Source organism: Streptomyces sp. AK010, from assembly GCF_014207295.1.
In the GTDB taxonomy this organism is placed as follows: Bacteria; Actinomycetota; Actinomycetes; order Streptomycetales; family Streptomycetaceae; genus Streptomyces; species Streptomyces massasporeus.
This window is the reverse complement of record NZ_JACHCX010000002.1, coordinates 542118-562714: the sequence shown is the minus strand read 5'-3', so window position 1 is coordinate 562714 and position 20597 is coordinate 542118. Positions and strand designations below refer to the sequence as shown.

Below are 20597 nucleotides of genomic sequence, written 5' to 3'. Positions count from 1 at the left end.
GTCACCGTCGCACGGAGCGGGGAGTGGTTCCTGGTGGGCGGGGCGTTCGGAGTACGGCGCGGGCCTCGCGAGCGCGTGCCCTCAGGGCAGCCGGGCCGCGTCGATCACCTCGTCCAGGGTGTCCCGGGAACGGACTAGGTCGGCGATCATCCGGTCGATGCGGGCGCGCTCGGCGGTGAGGTCGGCGACCAGCTTCGGCGTGGCGACGACGGAGGGGCTGCCGTCGGTGTCCCGCATGCAGGGCAGCAACTGGACGATCTTCTCGCTGCCCAGCCCCGACCGGCTACACCGACTACCCCGCCCTCGACGCTCAGCCCGCGGGCGCGTCCAGCGACTCGATCGTGGCGTTGGACGGCGGCCGCGTCGCCTGAAGCCCCCGGGCGACGTCCTCCGCCGCGTCCAGCACCCGGACCGCGTTCTTCCAGGTCAGCTTGGCCAGGTCGGCCTTGGACCAGCCGCGGTCGAGCAGTTCCGCGAGGAGGTTCGGGTAGCCGGAGACGTCGGCGAGGCCGTCGGGCGTGAAGGCCGTGCCGTCGTAGTCGCCGCCGATGCCGAGGTGGTCGACGCCGGCCGCCTCGCGCATGTGGTCCAGGTGGTCGGCGACCGTCGACACCGTCGCGACCGGGCGCGGGTGCCGCTCCTCGAAGGCGCGGTGGACCTTCATGGCCTCCGCGGTGGTGTCGAGGTGGTGGAAGCCGTGGGCGCGCATGTTCTCGTCGGCCGCGGCGGTCCAGTCCACGGCCGCCTGGAGGACGAACTTCGGCACGAACGTCACCATCGCGATGCCGCCGTTGGCGGGCAGCCGCTCCAGGACGTCGTCGGGGACGTTGCGCGGGTGGTCGCACACGGCCCGGGCGGAGGAGTGGGAGAAGATCACCGGGGCGGAGCTCGCGTCGAGCGCGTCCCGCATGGTCGTCGCCGCCACGTGGGAGAGGTCGACGAGCATGCCGAGCCGGTTCATCTCCCGGACGACCTCACGGCCGAACGCGGTGAGGCCGCCGGCCTTCGGCTCGTCGGTCGCCGAGTCCGCCCAGTCGACGTTGTCGTTGTGCGTGAGGGTCATGTACCGCACACCGAGGCCGTACAGGCCGCGCAGGGTGCCCGGGGAGTTGGCGATGGAGTGCCCGCCCTCCGCTCCCATGAGGGAGGCGATACGCCCCTCCCCGCGCGCCGCCTCCATGTCGGCCGCGGTGAGCGCGGGACGCAGGTCCTCGGGGTGGCGGGCCAGCAGCTGCCGTACGCAGTCGATCTGTTCGAGCGTGGCCGCGACCGGGTCGGGCGAGTCCGTGCGGACGTACACCGACCAGTACTGAGCGCCGACCCCGCCGGCGCGCAGCCGGGGGATGTCGGTGTGCAGATGGGCGCTCTGGTCGGCGGCGATGTCGCGGGCGTCGAGGTCGTAGCGGACCTGCTCGCGCAGCGCCCAGGGCAGGTCGTTGTGACCGTCGACGACCGGGAACTCGCGCAGGAGTTCCCGGACCGCCTCCCGGGAGGTCACCGCCGTCACTTCCCCGCGCCGAAGCCGAAGCCGCCGGCGCCCTCGACCTTGGAGCGCAGGCGCTTGCCCTTCTCGGTGGCCTGGTCGTTCAGCTCCTGCTGGAAGTCGCGCATCCGGCCGCGCAGTTCCTCGTCGTGTGCGGCGAGGATGCGGGCCGCGAGCAGACCGGCGTTGCGGGCCCCGGCGACGGAGACCGTGGCGACGGGGACACCCGCCGGCATCTGCACGATGGACAGGAGGCTGTCCATGCCGTCGAGGTACTTCAGCGGCACGGGCACGCCGATGACGGGCAGCGGCGTCACCGAGGCGAGCATGCCGGGCAGGTGGGCGGCGCCGCCCGCACCGGCGATGATCACCTTGAGCCCGCGGGCGTCGGCCTGCTCGCCGTAGGCGATCATCTCGCGCGGCATGCGGTGCGCGGAGACGACGTCGACCTCGTAGGCGACCTCGAACTCGTCGAGGGCCTTGGCGGCGGCCTCCATGACGGGCCAGTCGGAGTCCGACCCCATGACGATGCCAACAACAGGGCTCATTCGGTGATGGTGCCTCTCAGGTAGCCGGCTGCGTGACGGGCGCGCTCCAGCACGTCGTCCAGGTCGTCGCCGTAGGTGTTGACGTGTCCGACCTTGCGGCCGGGCTTCACGTCCTTGCCGTACATGTGGATCTTCAGCTGGGGGTCGCGGGCCATGCAGTGCAGGTACGCGGAGTACATGTCCGGGAAGTCCCCGCCGAGGACGTTGACCATGACCGTCCACGGGGCCCGCGGGCGCGGGTCGCCGAGCGGGAGGTCCAGGACGGCCCGCACGTGGTTGGCGAACTGGCTGGTGACGGCGCCGTCCATCGACCAGTGGCCGGAGTTGTGGGGGCGCATCGCGAGTTCGTTGACGAGGATCCGTCCGTCGCGGGTCTGGAACAGCTCGACCGCGAGGTGCCCGACGACGCCGAGCTCCTTGGCGATGTTCAGCGCCATCTCGGAGGCCTCCAGGGCGAGGGCCTCGTCGAGGTCGGGCGCCGGGGCGATGACCGTGTCGCAGACGCCGTTCACCTGGCGGGACTCGACGACCGGGTAGGCGACGGCCTGACCGTGCGGGGAGCGGACCACGTTGGCGGCGAGCTCGCGCAGGAAGTCGACCTTCTCCTCGGCGAGCACGGGGACACCGGCCTTGAACGGGTCGGCGGCCTCCTCGACGGAGTCGACGACCCACACGCCCTTGCCGTCGTAGCCGCCGCGGACGGTCTTGAGGACGACCGGGAAGCCCTCCCCCTCGGCCGCGAAGGCGGCTACGTCCTGCGGATCGGACACGATCCGGTGTCTGGGGCAGGGGATGCCGATCGCGTCGAGCTTCGCGCGCATCACCCCCTTGTCCTGGGCGTGCACGAGCGCGTCCGGACCGGGACGGACGGGGATGCCGTCCGCCTCCAGGGCCCTGAGGTGCTCGGTGGGTACGTGTTCGTGATCGAAGGTGATCACATCGCACCCCCGGGCGAACTCGCGCAGCGTGTCGAGGTCGCGATAGTCGCCGACGACGACATCGCGCACGACCTGCGCAGCGGAGTCCTGCGGGGTGTCACTGAGGAGCTTGAACCTGATGCCCAGCGGGATGCCCGCCTCGTGTGTCATACGAGCGAGCTGGCCACCGCCGACCATGCCGACTACCGGGAACGTCACGCCCCCAGGGTATCGGCCGCGCCGGAGTGGCCGGTTTCCTGCCCCTCACCGGGCCCGCCCGGACCATCTCCCGCCACACGCCGGCATGCGCAGGAAGATCGCGCGGGAGGGTGGTTAGCATGGCTGGGTTGACGCCGACGACCGGACGGGGGCCTGCACGACCATGGGACATGGTGCATCTCGGCTCCGACGGATGGTCCGCGAAGTCGCCAAGTTCGGCGCGGTGGGCGGTGTCGGGGTGCTGGTCAACCTCGCCGTCTTCAACCTGGTGCGGCACACCACCGACCTCCAGGTGGTGCGCGCGAGCGTCATCGCGACCGTCGTGGCGATCGTCTTCAACTACGTGGGCTTCCGCTACTTCACCTACCGCGACCGCGACAAGAGCCGCCGCACGCGTGAGATGACTCTCTTCCTGCTGTTCAGCGCGATCGGCCTGGTCATCGAGAACGGCGTCCTGTACGCGGCCACGTACGGCTTCGGCTGGAACACCCCGCTCCAGAACAACGTCTTCAAGTTCCTGGGCATCGGCATCGCGACCCTGTTCCGCTTCTGGTCCTACCGCTCCTGGGTCTTCCGGGCGCTGCCCGCCCGCGAGACGCCCGCTCCCCCGGCCCCGGTCCTCCGGAACGAGCCGGCCGTCCCCCCGAAGACGAAGCAGCAGGTGCCGTAGCCCTCCGGGCCCGGCCGCCGCCCCTAGCGGACCGTCGGTTCCTCGTCGTCCTCGGGCTTGTGCAGGGGAGTGCGGGACAGGAACAGGCCGAAGATCGGGGGTTTGGTCTGGAGCATCTCCAGGCGGCCGCCGTCGGCCTCCGCCAGGTCGCGGGCCACGGCCAGGCCGATGCCCGTGGAGTTGCGGCCGCTGATCGTCCGCTCGAAGATCCTGGCGCCGAGGTCGGCGGGGATGCCGGGACCCTCGTCCGTGACCTCGATGACGGCCTGGTTGCCGGTGACGCGGGTGCGCAGGGCCACCGTGCCGCCGCCGTGCATGAGGGAGTTCTCGATCAGCGCGGCCAGGACCTGCGCGACCGCGCCGGGCGTGCCCACCGCGCGCAGATGCCGTTTGCCGGAGCTGACGATCGCCCGGCCCGCGCTGCGGTACGCCGGGCGCCACTCCGCGAGCTGCTGCTGGATGACCTCGTCGAGGTCGAAGGAGACGGCGGAGCCGGTGCGCGGATCGCGGGAGTTCGTCAGCAGCCGCTCCACGACGTCCGTGAGCCGCTCGACCTGCGTCAGCGCGATCGTCGCCTCCTCCTTCACCGTGTCCGGGTCGTCGGTGAGGGTGATCTCCTCCAGCCGCATCGACAGCGCCGTCAGCGGCGTGCGCAGCTGGTGGGAGGCGTCCGCGGCCAGTCGGCGTTCGGCGGTCAGCATGCGGGCGATGCGCTCGGCGGAGCCGTCCAGCACGTCCGCCACCCGGTCCAGCTCGGGCACCCCGTACCGCTTGTGCCGGGGCCGTGGATCGCCCGAGCCGAGCCGCTCGGCCGTCTCCGCGAGGTCGGTCAGCGGCGACGCCAGCCGGTTCGCCTGGCGGACGGCCAGCAGGACCGCGGCCACCACCGCGAGCAACGCGACCAACGCGATGATCAGCAGGGTCCGGCCGACCTCACGGGTCACCGAGGAGCGCGGCTCCTGGACGGTGACGGTCTCGCCCTCCTCGCCGGGCGCGGTCGCGCTGATGACGTCCCCGGCGGGCTTCGTGCCCACCTCGATGGGCGATTCCCCGGGGATGCGGATCACCGCGTAGTAGCGGTCCTGTGTGACCTGGTCGCGCAGCACCTCCGCGTCGACCTGCTGCGCCCCGAAGAGCCGGCTGTCGACGATGCTGGCGAGCCGGACCGCTTCGGACTCCACCCGTTCCTGGGCGCTGTTGCTGATCGTCCGGGTCTCGACGATGACGAGGGAGACGCCGAAGACGGCGATCACGACGAGCACCACGGCGAGCGTGGACTGGATCAGTCGGCGACGCATGTCCTGTTACCCGAGCCCGCCTCGCGGCTCAGCTCTTCTCGAAGCGGAAACCCACGCCGCGCACGGTGGCGATGTAGCGGGGGTTGGCCGCGTCGTCGCCGAGCTTCTTGCGCAGCCAGGAGATGTGCATGTCGAGGGTCTTGGTCGACGACCACCACGTCGTGTCCCAGACCTCCCGCATCAGCTGGTCGCGGGTGACGACCCGGCCCGCGTCGCGCACCAGCACCCGCAGCAGGTCGAACTCCTTGGCGGTGAGCTGGAGCTCCTCCTCGCCCATCCAGGCGCGGTGCGACTCGACGTCGATGCGCACGCCGTGCGTGGCGGGCGGCTGCTGCGGCTCGGAGGCGCCGCGCCGGAGCAGGGCCCGCACGCGCGCGAGCAGTTCGGCGAGCCGGAACGGCTTGGTGACGTAGTCGTCGGCGCCCGCGTCGAGCCCGACGACGGTGTCCACCTCGTCGGCGCGCGCGGTCAGGATGAGGATCGGGATGGCGTGGCCTTCGCCCCGCAGGCGGCGGGCCACCTCCAGGCCGTCCATGCCGGGCAGACCGAGGTCGAGCACGACCAGGTCGACTCCGCCCTGCAGTCCGGCGTCGAGAGCGGTGGGTCCGTCCTCGCGGACCTCGACCTCGTAGCCCTCCCGGCGCAGAGCACGGGCCAGCGGCTCCGAGATGGACGCATCGTCCTCGGCGAGCAGTACACGGGTCATGAGGTGATGGTAGACCTGCGACGCCCTGAGCTGGGGTGTGACCGGAAGCCTTGATTCTTACCGTTGGCATACCCGGTTCTTACATACCGCGGGTACGCGCACGAACCTCTGCCTGTGGGGTGCGATCCTGGTAAGGACCTTGGAAACCGGGCGCACGGTTCCATCGACACCTGTGATCCGCGTCTCAAGCCCTTCCATATGCGGCGGTGTCCTGCCGTATGGTGATTCAACGCCTGTAGCACCACGGCGACCTTCGGAGGCCGTTTGCCCTGAGGGTCTCTTTTGTGTGCGGGCCGGTTCTCGCCGGCCCCCAACGTGAAACGACCTGTGGCCGGGCCTCGTAGCGCGGCGACGCGCGTAGAGGTGTGGATCCCGGTGGCGACCGCCCACCGCTTCGTGACCCGGAGCGGACCCCCTTAGGCGTCGGGCGGACGGCCGTACCCACCGGTGCCGGCAGCCCCCCACCGGGCGCACCACCGCTGCCGCGGGGCGCGTCCCGAGCAGCAAGGAACGACCATGGCGTCCAGCCTGACGAAGGACTCGGCCCGACCGGGCACCCCCGGTGCCGAGAAGACCTTCTTCGGCCACCCCCGCGGACTGGCCACTCTGTTCATGACCGAGATGTGGGAGCGATTCTCCTACTACGGCATGAGGGCCCTGCTCCCGCTGTACCTGGTGGCCCCGGGTGGCCTGCATCTGCCGGCGGGCACCGCGACGGCGATCTACGCCGTGTACCTGTCGCTGGTGTACCTGCTCACCCTGCCCGGCGGCTGGTTCGCCGACCGTGTGCTCGGCCCTCGCAAGACGGTCGCCGTCGCGGGCGTGGTCATCATGATCGGCCACCTGTGCCTGGCGCTGCCCGCCGCCGCGAGCTTCTACGTCGGCCTGGGCCTGGTCGCCATCGGTTCCGGTCTGCTGAAGGCCAACATCTCCACGATGGTCGGCCACCTCTACGACGGCCCGGAGGACCCGCGCCGCGACGGTGGCTTCACGGTCTTCTACATCGGCATCAACCTCGGCGCCTTCATCGCGCCGCTGGTCATCGGCACCGTCGGTGAGAACGTCAACTGGCACCTGGGCTTCGCGCTGGCCGCGCTCGGCATGGCGCTGGGCCTCGTCCAGTTCCTGCTCGGCAGCCGCCACCTGGACGCGAAGAGCAGCCTGGTCCCGACCCCGCTGACGCCCGCCGAGAAGGCGTCCACCCTGCGCAAGGGCCTGATCTGGCTGGCCATCGCCGTGGTCTTCTACGGCCTCGTCGGCGGCACGGGCCACTTCACCCTGAACTGGGCGCTGATCCCGCTCACGCTCCTCGGCCTGATCGTGCCGATCCTGGTCATCTCCCGCATCATGCGCGACAAGGACCTGGACTCGGGCGAGCGGTCGAAGGTCTCGGCGTACATCTGGTTCTTCGTCGCCGCCGCCGTGTTCTGGATGATCTACGACCAGGGCGGCTCGACCCTGTCGCTGTTCGCCGAGAAGAGCGCCGACAACACGATCTTCGGCTGGGAGTTCCCGGTCTCCTGGTACCAGTCGGTCAACCCGGTCCTGATCATGGCGCTGGCGCCCGTCTTCGCCTGGCTGTGGCTGTGGCTGAACCGGCGCGGCAAGGAGCCCAGCACCATCGTGAAGTTCGCCTCCGGTCTGGTGCTGGTGGGTGCGTCGTTCTTCCTCTTCCTCGCCCCGCTGTCGATCGCCGAGGGCGGTCACAAGGCCGCGGCGATGTGGCTGGTCGCGATCTACTTCGTGCAGACCGTCGGTGAGCTGACGCTGTCCCCGGTGGGTCTGTCCGTGACGACGAAGATGGCTCCGGCGAAGTACGCCTCGCAGATGATGGGCGTCTGGTTCCTCGCGGTCACCGCGGGAGACTCCGTCACCGCGCTGCTGTCCAACCCGGCCGTCGGCGGGGTCAACCTCGACAAGACGGGCTTCGTGGCGCTGGAGGCGGCGCTCGCCGTGGTCGCCGGCTTCGCGGTGTACATGTACCGCAAGAAGGTCAAGGCCATGATGGGCGACGTCCGCTGATCACCGCCGCCTGACTCCTCGAGAAGGGCCGTCGCACCCCGGGTGCGGCGGCCCTTCCTCATGTCCCGGTCGAACTCGGAGGGTCGGCGTCCGGGGCGAACCAGGGCTCGGCGGAGGCCCGGCGGACCACCGGCGGCCACACCCGGCGGGGCGGGCGGGCCGCGTGGCCGGGGCGGCGCGGTCGCAGGTGGTCGATCACGGCCAGGCCCGCGCGGAACAGCGCCACCGGCACGACGAGCAGGACGAGGACCCAGAACAGGGTCACGCCCCAGGGCCGTCCCACGCCCCAGGGGTGCTCGGCGAGCACCTTGCCGCCGTACTTCAGCGACACGGTGTAGTCCCCGTGCGCCCCGGCCCCGAGCTCCACGGGCAGCTCGATGCGGGCCCTGCCGCCCGGGCGGACCGTGCCGCGCCACCGCTGGTCCTGCCACTGCGGGGCGAACACGCCGTGCGAGGTGCCGACCCGGAAGACCGGGTTCTTCACGGGGGACGTGCCGACGTTGCCCACGGTGACCACGAGGGTCCGGGCGGGCGGGGAGCCGAACCAGGTGAGCAGACCGCCGGAGCCCCGCAGCCGGGTGTCCGCGAGCAGGGACAGCCGGCCGCCGGCCGCGTCGGCGGGCAGCGGCTCGACGGCGTGCCCGGCGACCTGGAGGGCCGCGTCGGCCTCGGCCCCGCGTCCGGTCACCGTGGCCACGTGGACCACGCAGGGGCACGGCACGGGCGGCTCCACGACCGGCAGTTCGCGGCGGAAGCGCCCGTCGGCACCGGTCGTGACGGCCCGGCCGTCGGAGTTGGCGCAGGAGTTGGTGCCGCCGGTCACCCCCCGCTTCGGCTCGGCCTGCCCGCACACGAGCAGCGTCAGCAGGGCACGGGGCCGCCAGCCGCTGCCGCTGACGGTGATCGAACCGCCCGTTCCCGCCTGGGAGTCGGACAGCTCGACGGCGGGCCGGTCCGCGGCACCGACGGGCCCGGCGCCGGCCAGGACCAGCAGCAGCGCGAGCAGAACCGGCAGGGACACGTACGGAAGACGGACGGCGGGCTGCACAGGCGGCTCCAGCGGTCGTGCGGTGCGGGCATGCGGCCGGACCGGGCGGGGGTGGTGCTGCGGCTCGCGGGGCTGCGGCTTACGGGGCTGCGGCTTGCGGGGCTGTGGCTTGCGGGCCTGTGGCTTACGGGGCTGCGGCTTGCGGGCCTGTGGCTTACGGGGCTGCGGCTTGCGGGCCTGTGGCTTACGGGGCTGCGGCTTGCGGGCCTGTGGCTTGCGGTGCTGCGGTGCGGTGCGCAGGTGCGGTCGGATCGGCGGCAGTGGTCGTGCGGGGCTGCGGTGCGGTGCGCCTGTGCCGCCGGGCCGGCGGCTCCGGCGGTCGTGCGGTGTCGGCGTACGGCCAGGCCGCCGGCGTGCGGTGCTGCGGATCGGGCGGACGACCAGACCAGCAGCGCTCAGTTCTGCCATCCGGGCCGACGACCAGACCAGCAGCGCTCAGTTCTGCCATGCGGGCCGACGACCAGACCAGCAGCGCTCAGTTCTGCCGTCCGGGCGTACGGCCAGAACTGCGGCGTGCGGGCGGTGTGCGGCCAGATTGACCGCGCGCGTCCCGCGCTCGGCGGCGCACCGGCCAGGAGGGGCGCGTGGCGGTCAACGGCCCGCCCGAGCCCCCTGGTGACGCCGCGTCAGCCACAGCGCACCCGCCGCGCCGGCGAGCAGGACCGTGCCGCCGAGGGTGCCGAGCGCGACGGCCGAGTCCTCGGGCCCGGTCTGCGGAAGTCCGGCACCGGTGTCCGCGCCGGAGCCGCCGCCCTGGGCGGAACCGCCGGCGCCGCCACCGCTCCCGGCGCTGACGTCCAGGGTGAGGGACGGGCCCGGGTCGTTCGTCGGGGTACACGTGGTCGTCGTGCCGAGCGCCTTGATGGTCAGCACACCGGCCGTGAAGGTGACCTCGCCGCTCTTCTTCGGCGTGTACGTGCCGCTCAGATCGCTGATCTTGATGGGCGTGTTGGCGGGAATCGCGGCGTCGTTGGCGGGGCCGGACACCGCCAGGGTGCCGCTGTCGGCGCCGCCCAGGGCGACGGTGGCGCTCGGCGTCATCGCGCCCTTGCCCAGTTCGACCGGGCTGGAGGAGACGCCCTTCTGCCAGGACATGGTGATCCGGTAGCCGCTGCCGCTCTTGACGCCCTTGATGTCGATGGGCGAGACGGCACTCTTGTCGCCGATCGGCGTCTTGCACTGGTAGTTGACGTCGACGACCTCGGCCCGGGCGACGGGGGCGGCCATCCACACCGCCGAGCCTGCCAGGGCCGCGGCGGACGCGAGTGCGGCGGTTCGTTTCCGGTACGACACGGTGCCGCTCCCCTTCCTGTTCCTGACGACGTATCAGATCGGGCGGTCAAGGTACGCCCGGGGCCGTGAGGAAGGAAGACACAGTGCGCGCCGGATCCGCGGGGATCCGGCGTGGGACGAGTGACGTATGAGGGGATGCGCGGCGAGGATCCGGCGCGGGGCGGTCACCCGTTCGGACGCACCCCAGGACGCCCACCGAGGCCCGAGATCAGCACGTACACCCGAGATCGGACAGGAATGCCCGTGATCGGACAAGCGCACCCCGAGGGCGGTCGATTACATGCCGTGACCGAACGCGGACTCCCCGCGATCAGGCGGGTGCGCCCAGTTCCGCCCAGACCGTCTTGCCGGAGACGCCCGGCGTACGGACGACGCCCCAGTCCAGGCACAGGCGCTGGACGATGAACATGCCGTGACCGCCCGGGCGACCCGCGCGGTGCGGGGTGCGGGGGGCGGGCTGACCGGTGCCCCGGTCGACGACCTCCACACGGATCACCTTGTTGTCGCAGGTGATCCGCAGCTGGTCCGGCCCCTCGGCGTGCAGACAGGCGTTGGTGACCAGCTCGGAGACGACCAGCAGCACGTCCTCGGCGGCGGCCCGCTGGTCGGCGGAGGCCGCGGGGAGCCAGCCCCACGCGTACAACGCCTGGCGGGTGAAGTCGCGGGCCAGCGGAACCACGCCGCTCTCGTCCTCGAAGCTCAGCCGGCGCACCTGACGACCGCCCGGCGGCGCCGCGGCCCCGGACGGCACGTCCACGCCCTCGCCGGCCGCACCGGCCGCCGCTACGCCACCCTCGGACGCCCCGGAAGCGCCGCTGGGCTCCGGCCCGCGGTCGCCCGGCGGGTAAGGCCGGGTGGTGCTCATCAGCGCTTCACCTCACCGATTCACCAGTTCACGATTGAAAAACTTCACTACACAGTCGGCCACGCAGTGCGCGGCACGTCGGTTGCGCGGCGCCCCCGCCACCCTGGCGACCGACAGGTTCAGGATGTCTCCTGCCCTGGCAGACCGACTGAACACCCATGCATTCGGCACGAAAGACGTGACGGGGCCGGGACGCCGGTCACACAGGGATGGCCGAGGCACCGCGCGCCGACGCACGCCGGTCAGTCCGACTCGTCGGCCAGGGCCGCCTCGAGCGTGTCGTGGACGCTGAAGACCGCATCCGCGCCCGTGATCTCGAACACGCGCGCCACCACCGGCTGCATGCCGGCGAGCGAGACGCCGCCACCGGCGGCCTCTGCCTTCAGCCGCGCCCCGAGGAGCACGTTGAGTCCCGTGGAGTCACAGAACTCCAGGCGTGCGCAATCGATGACCAGGCGCTTGAATCCCTTGGCGAGGCAGTTTTCGAGTGGCTCACGCAACAAATCGGCGGTGTGGTGATCCAACTCACCCGCCGGGGTCACGACGGCACTAGAGCCCTCTTCCCGCACCTCCACCAGAAGCCGGCCAGACTGTGCGCTGCCGACCGTCCCGCGGTCCATGCCGTCTCTCTCTCCCGACGTCGAGGTGGTTGCTGACGCCCTCGAACACTACGCCTTCCCTGCACGGTCCGACACCCGAACAACTACACGCAAACGGACATATACCCACAGAACGCACTTGCGGTGGGCTCAGGAAAGCGGGTAGGCCTAGTAAGGACACGTACCCGACACGGCCGGCTTTGGAGGCGCCGCACACCGCAGTGCACCTAACGGCTCCGGCAGCCATATGCCGAGAACGATGGAGGACATCATGTCACCCCGGCTCGACGGATCGCCTACCCGCAAAGCGACGTCGACACCCCGTCCGGAACATCTGGAACCCATCGAGCAGGTCGAGATGCTCGTCACACAGGACGGCTTTCTCGCCGGACTTCCGGACATCCCCCCGTACGAGGAAGTCGACGCGGTCGACGCGCGGGCGCTGTCCAAGACCCTCTTCGAGCGTCTGGAGACGCTGGAGGAAGGAACCCACGAGTACTCGTACGTTCGCAACACGCTCGTCGAACTGAACCTCGCGCTGGTCAAGTTCGCCGCCTCCCGGTTCCGCTCCCGCAGCGAGCCGATGGAGGACATCATCCAGGTCGGCACCATCGGCCTGATCAAGGCGATCGACCGCTTCGAGATGTCCCGCGGTGTGGAGTTCCCCACGTTCGCGATGCCGACCATCATCGGCGAGATCAAGCGCTTCTTCCGTGACACCTCGTGGTCCGTGCGCGTTCCGCGCCGGCTCCAGGAGCTGCGGCTCGACCTGGCCAAGGCCGGGGACGAACTGTCCCAGAAGCTCGACCGCGCCCCCACGGTGGCCGAGCTGGCGGAGCGTCTCGGGATCTCCGACGACCAGGTCGTCGAGGGCATGGCGGCGTCGAACGCCTACACCGCCTCCTCGCTGGACGCCCAGCCGGAGGAGGACGACTCCGAGGGCGCGCTCGCGGACCGCATCGGCTACGAGGACCACGGGCTCGAAGGCATCGAGTACGTCGAGTCGTTGAAGCCGCTGATCGCGGAACTCCCGCCGCGCGACCGGAAGATCCTGTCCCTGCGGTTCGTCGCGGGCATGACCCAGTCGGAGATCGGCGAAGAGCTCGGCATCTCGCAGATGCACGTCTCGCGTCTGCTGTCGCGGACGCTGGTACGGCTGCGCAAGGGGCTGACCGTCGAGGAGTGATCCTCGATCCTGGTGTACGTGTCCCTCGGGGGCGGGCCGGACGGCCCGCCCCCCGGGCGCGTGCCACCGGTGGTCGGCGGAGGCCCCCTCAGGAGTTGAGGAACAGCGCCGCCGTCGGCAGCAGCGGGGCCGTCAGGCTCAGCAGCCAGTAGGTGTGCGGGGCGAGTGCCGTCCGGCGCCGCAGCGGCCTGTTGGCGAGCCACCGGATCAGGCCGTAGAGCGTGACGACGGGCACGACGATCACGAGCCAGAGGGCCATGCCGTCGCTCTCGGTGGGTTCCCGCACGGTCCAGCCGGCCTCGGCGAGCGGCCCGTTCGCCGCGAGGTGCCAGAGCAGCCAGAACGGCACCACGCCCGGGATCCCGAGCAGCACGTTCACCACGAGTGGTGCCGCCCAGTGCTTCGACAACCGTCCCCGCCTCATGGGTCCCCGCCCTCCGCCGATGCCGGTCGTCGTCCGACGCGGCATCGCATGATCGCGGGCCGGTGATCACACCACGCGTTCTCCGCGCCGCCACACCCCGCTGACCAGCGGGACGCCGGGGCGGTACGCCAGGTGGACGTGGCTCGGGGCGTCCAGGAGCGTCAGGTCCGCGTACGCGCCCGGGGTGATGCGGCCGACGTCGCCGCGCCTGAGGGCCGCCGCGCCGCCCGCGGTCGCCGACCACACGGCCTCGTCCGGGGTCATCCCCATGTCCCGTACGGCCAGGGCGATGCAGAACGGGACGGACGAGGTGAAGGACGAGCCGGGGTTGCAGTCCGTGGACAGCGCGACCGTGACACCCGCGTCCAGCAGCCGCCGCGCGTCCGGCCATGCGGCGCGCGTGGAGAACTCGGCACCGGGCAGCAGGGTGGCGACCGTACGGCCGCCGGCCAGGGCGTCCACGTCCGCGTCCGTGAGGTGGGTGCAGTGGTCGGCGCTGGCCGCGTCGAGCTCGACGGCGAGCTGCACACCGGGGCCGTAGGAGAGCTGGTTGGCGTGGATGCGGGGGTGCAGGCCCTTCGCCTTGCCGGCGGTGAGGATCGCGCGGGCCTGGTCGCCGTCGAAGGCGCCCTTCTCGCAGAAGACGTCGATCCAGCGGGCGTGCGGGGCGCAGGCGTCGAGCATCTCGCCGGTGACCAGGGCGACATAGCCCGCCGGGTCCTCGGCGTGGTCCGGCGGGACGATGTGGGCGCCGAGGTAGGTGACCTCGTCGGTGTGGGCGGCGGCGATGCGCAGGGCGCGGGCCTCGTCCTCGACGGTCAGGCCGTAGCCGGACTTGGTCTCGAACGTGGTGGTTCCCTGGCGGAGGGCTTCGGCGAGGTAACGGGTGACGTTGGCCTCGAGTTCCTCGTCGCTCGCCGCCCGCGTCGCCGCGACGGTGGTGCGGATGCCGCCGGCGCTGTACGGCCGCCCGGACATCCGGGCGTTGAACTCCTGCGTCCGGTCGCCCGCGAAGACGAGGTGGGAGTGGGAGTCCACGAAGCCGGGCAGGACCGCCCGGCCACCGGCGTCGACCCGATTGTCAGTGGCTGGTGCTTTGCTTTGATCACCGGTCCACACGACGCGGTCGCCCTCGATGGCGACGGCCGCGTCCCGGACCAGTCCCAGGGGGGAACCGTCACCGAGGGAGGGGTCGTTGGTGACCAGACTGGCGATGTTCGTGATGAGCGTGCTTGCGGTGCTCGCGGAGTGGGCGGGGCTGACGGTCGTCGCGTTGCTCATGGCGTCCTTGGTGGCCTGGGCGGCGGTGGGGTCGGGTTCGGGGGCGGAGCCGGGCCGCGCGGGCGGGCGGCCCGGGGTCATCCGCGCAGGGCTTCGACGGCGTCCGCGAGGGCTCGCGGCACGTCCGGTACGAGGGAGTGGACCCCGTCCCGTACGACGTGCCGACCACCCACGACCGTATGCGACACGTCTGCTGCCGACGCAGCGAATACGGCCGTCTCGGCCCCGAGCCGTGGAAGCGGCCCTGCCGTCCTGACCGAGTCGAGCGCGATGGTGGTGAAGTCGGCGAGCGCGCCGGTCTCCAGGGCACCCGCGCCCTCCCAGCCGAGGGCCGCGTGACCGTCGGCCGAGGCCGCCCGCAGCAGGGCCGCCGCCGTCCAGTGACCCCGGGTGCGGGTGCGCAGCCGCTCGTTCAGCTCCATGGCCCGCGCCTCTTCGAGCAGGTCGATGACGGCGTGGCTGTCGGAGCCGAGGGAGAGCGGGGAGCCCTCGTTCTGCAGGGCGACGGCCGGTCCGATGCCGTCCGCGAGGTCCCGCTCGGTGGTCGGGCACATGCAGGTGCCGGTGCCGCTGCCGCCGATGAGGGAGATGTCCTCGGCGGTGAGGTGGGTGTTGTGGACGCCGGTGGTGCGCGGTCCGAGGACACCGTGCAGGGCGAGGAGCTGGGTCGGGGTGCAGCCGTGGACCTCCTGGCACGCCTCGTTCTCGGCGGTCTGCTCGGACAGGTGCACATGGAGCGGGGCCCGCCGCTCCTCGGCCCACCGTACGACGGTCTCCAACTGGTCGGCGGGCACGGCCCGTACGGAGTGGATCGCCGCTCCGATCCGTGCGTGATCCCGTTCCTTGAGAAGTGAACAGCGTGCGGCCCAGGCCTCGGCGTCGCCGTCGGAGAAGCGGAGCTGGTGGGCGGTGGGCGGCTGTCCGAAGCCGGAGGAGAGGTAGGCGGTGTCGAGGAGGGTGATGCGGATGCCGGCCTCGGCGGCGGCCGCGATGAGGGCCTCGCCCATGGCGTTGGGGTCGGCGTAGGGGGTGCCGCCGGGGGCGTGGTGGACGTAGTGGAACTCGCCGACGGCCGTGATGCCGGCCAGCGCCATCTCGGCGTACACGGCGCGGGCGAGGGCGTGGTAGCGGTCCGGGGTGAGCCGGCCGGCCGTGGCGTACATGACCTCGCGCCAGGTCCAGAAGGTGCCGGAGCCGACCTGGACGGTGCCGCGCAGGGCGCGGTGGAAGGCGTGGCTGTGGGCGTTGGCCAGGCCTGGCATGGTGAGCCCGCGCAGGACATCGGCGCCGGGAGGCGGGGCGGGGGTGCCGGTGCGGACAACGGTGATGCGGCCGTCCGCGACGTCGAGGGTCACGCCCGATTCGACATGCTTACCGAGCCAGGCGTGCTCCAGCCAGTACGTCCGCGAGGCTGCTGTCGTCACCTGCACGCCAGTCCTTCCAGTACGTCGGCGAGTGCGAGTACCCCGGCGACGCAGTCGTCCTCGCTCGCGGACTCGGCCGGGGAGTGGGAGACGCCGGTGGGGTTGCGCACGAACAGCATGGCGGTCGGGATGCTCCCGGACAGGATCCCGGCGTCGTGTCCCGCGCCGGTGCCGAGGACGGGGACCGTGAGGCCGGTGTCCGTGCCGAGGATGCGGGCGAGTTCGTCGCGCAGGGCGTGGTCGAACTCGACGACGGGGGTGAAGGACTCGCGGACGATGTCGAGGTCGATGCCGTGGGCGGCCGCGTACTGCCGGGCCGCCTTCTCGATGCCGCCGACCACGGTGTCGAGGCTCATCTGGTCCTCGGCCCGGGAGTCGAGCCAGCCGCGCACGAGGGAGGGGATGGCGTTGACGCCGTTGGGTTCGACGGCGATCTTGCCGAAGGTGGCGACGGCCCCGGCGAGTTCGGCCTCGCGCCGGGCGGCGAGGACGGTCTCGGCGTAGGACAGCATGGGGTCGTGGCGGTCGGCGAGCCGGGTGGTGCCGGCGTGGTTGGCCTCGCCGCGGAAGTCGAACCGCCAGCGGCCGTGGGGCCAGATCGCGCTTGCGAGGCCGACCCGGTCGCCGGACAGGTCGAGGGCCCGGCCCTGTTCGACGTGCAGTTCGACGAAGGCGCCGATGCGGGCGAGCCGTTCGGGGTCCGGTCCGATGGCGTCCGGGTCGTGTCCGGCCGCCTCCATGGCCCGGGGCAGCGTCACGCCGTCGCCGTCGGTGAGGCGGTGCGCCTGCTCTCGGGTGAGCTGCCCGGCCGTGAGCCGGGACCCGACGCAGGCGAGCCCGAACCGGGCGCCCTCCTCGTCGCCGAAGTTCACGATGGCGAGGGGCCGGGTGAGGCGGGCGTCCCTGCGGCGCAGCTCGTCCAGCGCGGCGAAGGCGGACACGACGCCGAGGGGGCCGTCGAAGGCTCCGCCGTCCGGCACGGAGTCGAGGTGCGAGCCGGTGACGACGGCGTCGCCCTCGGCGGGGTCCCCGAGCCAGGCCCACTGGTTGCCGTTCCGGTCGACCTCGTGACGCAGCCCGCGGGCCGTGGCCTGCTCTTCGAACCACGCCCGGCATTCACCGTCGATCGCGGTCCAGGCGAACCGCCGGTAGCCGCCGGAGTCGGGGTGCCGCCCGAGGGGGAGCAGCTCGCGCCACATCTGGTGGAAGGAGCCGCCGGTGTCCTGGGTCACGCCGGGTCGCCTTCGCGCATCGGGACGCGGACGCCCCGCTCCCCCGCCACCGACTCCGCGATGTCGTACCCGGCGTCGACGTGCCGGATGACGCCCATGCCGGGGTCGTTGGTGAGCACCCGGCGGATCTTCTCGCCCGCGAGCGCCGTGCCGTCGGCCACCGTGACCTGCCCGGCGTGGATGGACCGTCCCATCCCGACGCCGCCGCCGTGGTGGATCGACACCCAGGACGCGCCGGAGGCGACGTTCACCATGGCGTTCAGCAGCGGCCAGTCGGCGATCGCGTCGGACCCGTCGAGCATGGCCTCGGTCTCGCGGTAGGGGGACGCGACCGAACCGCAGTCGAGGTGGTCGCGGCCGATGACGACCGGCGCGGCCAGCTCCCCGCTCGCGACCATGTCGTTGAACCGCTCACCGGCCTTGTCCCGCTCGCCGTAGCCGAGCCAGCAGATCCGGGCGGGCAGGCCCTGGAAGTGGACGCGTTCGCCGGCCATCTTGATCCAGCGGGCGAGGGACTCGTTCTCCGGGAAGAGGTCGAGGATCGCCTTGTCGGTCTTGGCGATGTCGGAGGCGTCGCCGGACAGGGCGGCCCAGCGGAAGGGGCCCTTGCCCTCGCAGAACAGCGGGCGGATGTAGGCGGGGACGAAGCCGGGGAAGGCGAAGGCGCGGTCGTATCCGGCGAGTTGGGCCTCGCCGCGGATGGAGTTGCCGTAGTCGAAGACCTCGGCGCCGGCGTCCATGAAGCCGACCATGGCCTCGACGTGCCGGGCCATGGACTCGCGGGCCCGGGTGGTGAAGCCGGCCGGGTCCTTGGCGGCGGCGTCGGCCATGTCCTCGAAGGCTACGCCGACCGGCAGGTAGGCCAGGGGGTCGTGGGCCGAGGTCTGGTCGGTGACGATGTCGATCGGGGCGCCCTCGGCGAGCATCCGCGGGAGCAGTTCGGCGGCGTTGCCCAGGAGGCCGATGGACAGCGGCTTGCGCTGGTCGCGGGCCTCGGTGGCCAGCTGGAGCGCCTGGGCGAGGCTGTCGGCCTTCACGTCCAGGTAGCGGTGCTCGATGCGCCGGTCGATGGCGCGGGGGTCGCAGTCGACGCAGATCGCCACACCGTCGTTCATCGTCACGGCGAGCGGCTGGGCGCCGCCCATGCCGCCGAGGCCGGCGGTCAGGGTGATGGTGCCGGCCAGCGTTCCGCCGAACTTCTTCGCGGCGACGGCGGCGAAGGTCTCGTAGGTGCCCTGGAGGATGCCCTGGGTGCCGATGTAGATCCAGGAACCGGCGGTCATCTGCCCGTACATGGTCAGGCCGAGGTGTTCGAGGCGGCGGAACTCCTCCCAGTTGGCCCAGTCGCCGACGAGGTTGGAGTTGGCGATGAGGACGCGCGGGGCCCACTCGTGGGTCTGCATGACGCCGACGGGCCGGCCGGACTGGACCAGCATGGTCTCGTCCTGCTTCAGCCCCTGCAGCGTGCGCACCATGGCGTCGAAGGAGCGCCAGTCGCGGGCGGCCTTGCCGGTGCCGCCGTAGACGACGAGCTTGACGGGGTGCTCGGCGACCTCGGGATCGAGGTTGTTCTGCAGCATCCGCAGGGCGGCTTCCTGCTGCCATCCCAGGGCGCTCGGTTCCGTGCCGCGCGGTGCTCGGACGGGGCGGGGTCCTGACATGGTCTGCCTCCTGGTGGGTGCGTGGTGCTCCCGGCGGTTTGTTGCTGTGACTATTCACATCCTGAACGCCTGAATAGAGCTAGTCAATACGTGGGGGGTGTCGGCACGGCGCCGTCGTGGATGTTTGGCTGGATGCATGGGCGCACACATCGAGGCGGACAAGGCGGACGACACCGGGGCCCGGCGGGCCGCGCGGCGGGACGAGGCGGTGCGGGCCGCCGTGGAGCAAGGGCTGCTCGGGCCCGACAGCCCCATCGTCGGGCTGCTGGACGTCACCGGCATCCGGGAATCGGCGGCGGAGCTGCGGGCCGCGTTCGAGGCGGTGGTGGAACCGGGCACGCCCGTGCTGCACGCCTTCGCGGTGAAGGCGACCCCCCTGGTGCCGGTCCTGCGGCTGCTGCGCGAGGAGGGCGTCGGCGCGGAGGTCGCGAGCCCGGGTGAGCTGGCCCTGGCCCGGGCGGCGGGCGTGCCGCCGGAGGCGACGGTGCTCGACTCGCCCGCGAAGACGCCGGCCGAGCTGCGCGAGGCCCTGTCCCTGGGCATCGCCGTCAACGCGGACAATCCGCAGGAGCTGACCCGGATCGACGCCCTGATGCGGTCCTCGACCAGCCGCTCCCCGCTGGGGATCCGGGTGAATCCGCAGGTCGGCGGCGGTTCCATCGAGGCGCTGTCCACGGCGACGGCCACCTCGAAATTCGGGGTGGCGCTGCGTGACGAGGGCGCCCGGCAGTGGGTCGTCCAGGCGTATCTGGACCGGCCGTGGCTGACCCGGCTGCACGCGCACACCGGGTCCCAGGGCATCCCGCTGGCCCTGATGGCCGAGGGCGTGGCGGAGACCTACGCGCTGGCGGAGGAGATCAACCGGCGGGCCGGGCGGCGGCAGGTCGACACCCTCGACATCGGCGGCGGCCTGCCGGTGAACTTCGCGTCGGAGGCGACGACACCGACCTACGCCCAGTACGCGCGGCTGCTGGCCGAGGAGGTGCCGGGGCTGCTCGACGGGCGGTACGGGCTGGTCACCGAGTTCGGGCGGTCACTGCTCGCCAAGCACGGGACGGTGGTGGCGCGGGTCGAGTACGCGAAGGCATCCGGCGGGCGGGCGGTGGCGGTGACGCACGCCGGGGTGCAGGTGGCCGCGCGGACGGTGTACGCGCCGGGGAGCTGGCCGTTGCGCATCTCCGCGTACGACGCGAAGGGGCGCCCGAAGGAGGGGCCGGTGGTGGTGCAGGACGTCGCGGGACCGGCCTGCTTCGCGGGGGACCTGCTGGCGGAGGGACGCTCCATGCCGTTGCTGGAGCAGGGGGACTACGCGGCCGCGCTGGACACCGGGGCGTACTACTTCGCCCATCACTACGGGTACAACTCGCTGGTGCGGCCCGGGGTGTACGGGTTCGGGCCGGGCGGGCGCTTCGCGGTGGTACGGCGGGCGCAGACCGTGGAGGAGGTCGTCGCGGAGTCGGGTGGGGCGCAGGTGGACGCGTTGACGCGAGCGTGGCGGGAGGTTCCGTAGGGTCTCGGCCTCGGGTGCGGCGGGGCGGGAGGTGCCGCGGGAATCCGGCCTCGGGTGCGGCGGGGCGGGAGGTGCCGCAGGTTTCCGGCCTCGGGTGCGGCGGGGCGGGAGGTGCCGCAGGTTTCCGGCCTCGGGTGCGGCGGGGCGGGAGGTGCCGCGGGATTCCGGCCTCGGGTGCGGCGGGGCGGGAGGTGCCGCAGGTTTCCGGCCT

18 protein-coding genes and 1 pseudogene are annotated in these 20597 nt (G+C 72.0%); 4 read left to right on the top strand and 15 right to left on the bottom strand.

Translation table 11 applies throughout. The annotated features are described in order from the left end of the window. Positions 1-81: 81 nt before the first annotated feature. The 4 genes and pseudogenes from HDC93_RS05900 to HDC93_RS05885 all read right to left on the bottom strand — a co-directional run. Positions 82-276 (bottom strand): annotated as a pseudogene (locus HDC93_RS05900) (MerR family transcriptional regulator); the annotation flags it as partial. 34 nt (positions 277-310) lie between these two features. Further along, on the bottom strand, positions 311-1498 hold the full coding sequence (locus HDC93_RS05895) for a dipeptidase (protein ID WP_185007822.1): 1188 nt from the start codon (positions 1496-1498) through the stop codon (positions 311-313). 5 nt (positions 1499-1503) lie between these two features. Continuing rightward, positions 1504-2031: a 5-(carboxyamino)imidazole ribonucleotide mutase gene (gene purE / locus HDC93_RS05890; protein WP_185007819.1), complete on the bottom strand. Its 528-nt coding sequence runs from the start codon at positions 2029-2031 to the stop codon at positions 1504-1506. Continuing rightward, positions 2028-3167: a 5-(carboxyamino)imidazole ribonucleotide synthase gene (locus HDC93_RS05885; RefSeq protein ID WP_185007817.1), complete on the bottom strand. Its 1140-nt coding sequence runs from the start codon at positions 3165-3167 to the stop codon at positions 2028-2030. The genes purE and HDC93_RS05885 overlap by 4 nt, the downstream gene beginning before the upstream one ends. A gap of 163 nt (positions 3168-3330) precedes the next feature. Here HDC93_RS05885 and HDC93_RS05880 point away from each other — a divergent pair, with 163 nt between their 5' ends. Then, on the top strand, positions 3331-3837 hold the full coding sequence (locus HDC93_RS05880) for a GtrA family protein (RefSeq protein WP_185007815.1): 507 nt from the start codon (positions 3331-3333) through the stop codon (positions 3835-3837). A 23-nt stretch (positions 3838-3860) separates the two neighbouring features. Here HDC93_RS05880 and HDC93_RS05875 read toward each other — a convergent pair whose 3' ends face one another. Both HDC93_RS05875 and HDC93_RS05870 read right to left on the bottom strand, forming a co-directional pair. Beyond that, complete coding sequence (locus HDC93_RS05875) at positions 3861-5135, bottom strand: HAMP domain-containing histidine kinase (RefSeq protein WP_185007813.1); 1275 nt, start codon at positions 5133-5135, stop codon at positions 3861-3863. 28 nt (positions 5136-5163) lie between these two features. After that, positions 5164-5841 carry a response regulator transcription factor gene (locus tag HDC93_RS05870; RefSeq protein WP_030844734.1) on the bottom strand — a complete coding sequence of 226 codons (678 nt, stop codon included), beginning with the start codon at positions 5839-5841 and terminating at the stop codon, positions 5164-5166. 516 nt (positions 5842-6357) lie between these two features. On the opposite strand from HDC93_RS05870, the gene HDC93_RS05865 reads away from it, so the two are divergent. Then, complete coding sequence (locus tag HDC93_RS05865; RefSeq protein WP_185007811.1) at positions 6358-7863, top strand: oligopeptide:H+ symporter; 1506 nt, start codon at positions 6358-6360, stop codon at positions 7861-7863. Between the two features lie 58 nt (positions 7864-7921). On the opposite strand, the gene HDC93_RS05860 is transcribed toward HDC93_RS05865, so the two are convergent. The 4 genes from HDC93_RS05860 to HDC93_RS05845 form a co-directional block, all read right to left on the bottom strand. Next, on the bottom strand, positions 7922-8911 hold the full coding sequence (locus HDC93_RS05860; protein WP_185007809.1) for a hypothetical protein: 990 nt from the start codon (positions 8909-8911) through the stop codon (positions 7922-7924). A gap of 591 nt (positions 8912-9502) precedes the next feature. Further along, positions 9503-10204: an LPXTG cell wall anchor domain-containing protein gene (locus tag HDC93_RS05855; protein WP_185007807.1), complete on the bottom strand. Its 702-nt coding sequence runs from the start codon at positions 10202-10204 to the stop codon at positions 9503-9505. A 310-nt stretch (positions 10205-10514) separates the two neighbouring features. Continuing rightward, positions 10515-11069 carry an ATP-binding protein gene (locus HDC93_RS05850; protein WP_185007805.1) on the bottom strand — a complete coding sequence of 185 codons (555 nt, stop codon included), beginning with the start codon at positions 11067-11069 and terminating at the stop codon, positions 10515-10517. Positions 11070-11311: 242 nt separating this feature from the next. Further along, the gene (locus HDC93_RS05845; protein ID WP_185007803.1) at positions 11312-11689 is read right to left on the bottom strand and encodes an STAS domain-containing protein; all 378 of its coding nucleotides are present in this window, start codon (positions 11687-11689) and stop codon (positions 11312-11314) included. Positions 11690-11927: 238 nt separating this feature from the next. Here HDC93_RS05845 and HDC93_RS05840 point away from each other — a divergent pair, with 238 nt between their 5' ends. Further along, entirely contained in the window at positions 11928-12854 is a 927-nt protein-coding gene (locus tag HDC93_RS05840) for an RNA polymerase sigma factor SigF (RefSeq protein ID WP_260419419.1), read from the top strand. An 88-nt stretch (positions 12855-12942) separates the two neighbouring features. Here HDC93_RS05840 and HDC93_RS05835 read toward each other — a convergent pair whose 3' ends face one another. The 5 genes from HDC93_RS05835 to hutU all read right to left on the bottom strand — a co-directional run bounded on the left by HDC93_RS05835 (position 12943) and on the right by hutU (position 18876). Then, positions 12943-13278 (bottom strand): hypothetical protein, encoded by a 336-nt coding sequence (locus tag HDC93_RS05835; protein ID WP_185007799.1) that lies wholly within the window; start codon positions 13276-13278, stop codon positions 12943-12945. 66 nt (positions 13279-13344) lie between these two features. After that, positions 13345-14640, bottom strand: coding sequence for an imidazolonepropionase (gene hutI, locus HDC93_RS05830; RefSeq protein WP_185007797.1), 1296 nt, complete (start codon positions 14638-14640; stop codon positions 13345-13347). After that, positions 14637-15989 carry a formimidoylglutamate deiminase gene (locus HDC93_RS05825; RefSeq protein ID WP_185007795.1) on the bottom strand — a complete coding sequence of 451 codons (1353 nt, stop codon included), beginning with the start codon at positions 15987-15989 and terminating at the stop codon, positions 14637-14639. Before HDC93_RS05825 ends, hutI begins: the two co-directional genes overlap by 4 nt. Beyond that, on the bottom strand, positions 15980-17182 hold the full coding sequence (locus tag HDC93_RS05820) for an allantoate amidohydrolase (RefSeq protein ID WP_185007969.1): 1203 nt from the start codon (positions 17180-17182) through the stop codon (positions 15980-15982). The genes HDC93_RS05825 and HDC93_RS05820 overlap by 10 nt, the downstream gene beginning before the upstream one ends. Positions 17183-17211: 29 nt before the next feature. Further along, entirely contained in the window at positions 17212-18876 is a 1665-nt protein-coding gene (hutU, locus tag HDC93_RS05815; RefSeq protein ID WP_185007793.1) for a urocanate hydratase, read from the bottom strand. 136 nt (positions 18877-19012) lie between these two features. Here hutU and HDC93_RS05810 point away from each other — a divergent pair, with 136 nt between their 5' ends. Then, a complete protein-coding gene (locus HDC93_RS05810; protein ID WP_185007791.1) occupies positions 19013-20386 on the top strand; it encodes a diaminopimelate decarboxylase in 1374 nt (457 codons plus the stop codon). Positions 20387-20597: the final 211 nt, after the last annotated feature.

Coding starts and splice junctions, on each gene's coding strand:
- HDC93_RS05845 (WP_185007803.1), bottom strand. CDS start 11,689: ATGGACCGCGGGACGGTCGGCAGCGCACAGTCTGGCCGGCTTCTGGTG.
- HDC93_RS05875 (WP_185007813.1), bottom strand. CDS start 5,135: ATGCGTCGCCGACTGATCCAGTCCACGCTCGCCGTGGTGCTCGTCGTG.
- HDC93_RS05820 (WP_185007969.1), bottom strand. CDS start 17,182: ATGTGGCGCGAGCTGCTCCCCCTCGGGCGGCACCCCGACTCCGGCGGC.
- HDC93_RS05870 (WP_030844734.1), bottom strand. CDS start 5,841: ATGACCCGTGTACTGCTCGCCGAGGACGATGCGTCCATCTCGGAGCCG.
- HDC93_RS05810 (WP_185007791.1), top strand. CDS start 19,013: ATGGGCGCACACATCGAGGCGGACAAGGCGGACGACACCGGGGCCCGG.
- HDC93_RS05880 (WP_185007815.1), top strand. CDS start 3,331: ATGGGACATGGTGCATCTCGGCTCCGACGGATGGTCCGCGAAGTCGCC.
- HDC93_RS05840 (WP_260419419.1), top strand. CDS start 11,928: ATGGAGGACATCATGTCACCCCGGCTCGACGGATCGCCTACCCGCAAA.
- hutU (WP_185007793.1), bottom strand. CDS start 18,876: ATGTCAGGACCCCGCCCCGTCCGAGCACCGCGCGGCACGGAACCGAGC.
- purE (WP_185007819.1), bottom strand. CDS start 2,031: ATGAGCCCTGTTGTTGGCATCGTCATGGGGTCGGACTCCGACTGGCCC.
- HDC93_RS05865 (WP_185007811.1), top strand. CDS start 6,358: ATGGCGTCCAGCCTGACGAAGGACTCGGCCCGACCGGGCACCCCCGGT.
- HDC93_RS05850 (WP_185007805.1), bottom strand. CDS start 11,069: ATGAGCACCACCCGGCCTTACCCGCCGGGCGACCGCGGGCCGGAGCCC.
- HDC93_RS05835 (WP_185007799.1), bottom strand. CDS start 13,278: ATGAGGCGGGGACGGTTGTCGAAGCACTGGGCGGCACCACTCGTGGTG.
- hutI (WP_185007797.1), bottom strand. CDS start 14,640: ATGACCCCGGGCCGCCCGCCCGCGCGGCCCGGCTCCGCCCCCGAACCC.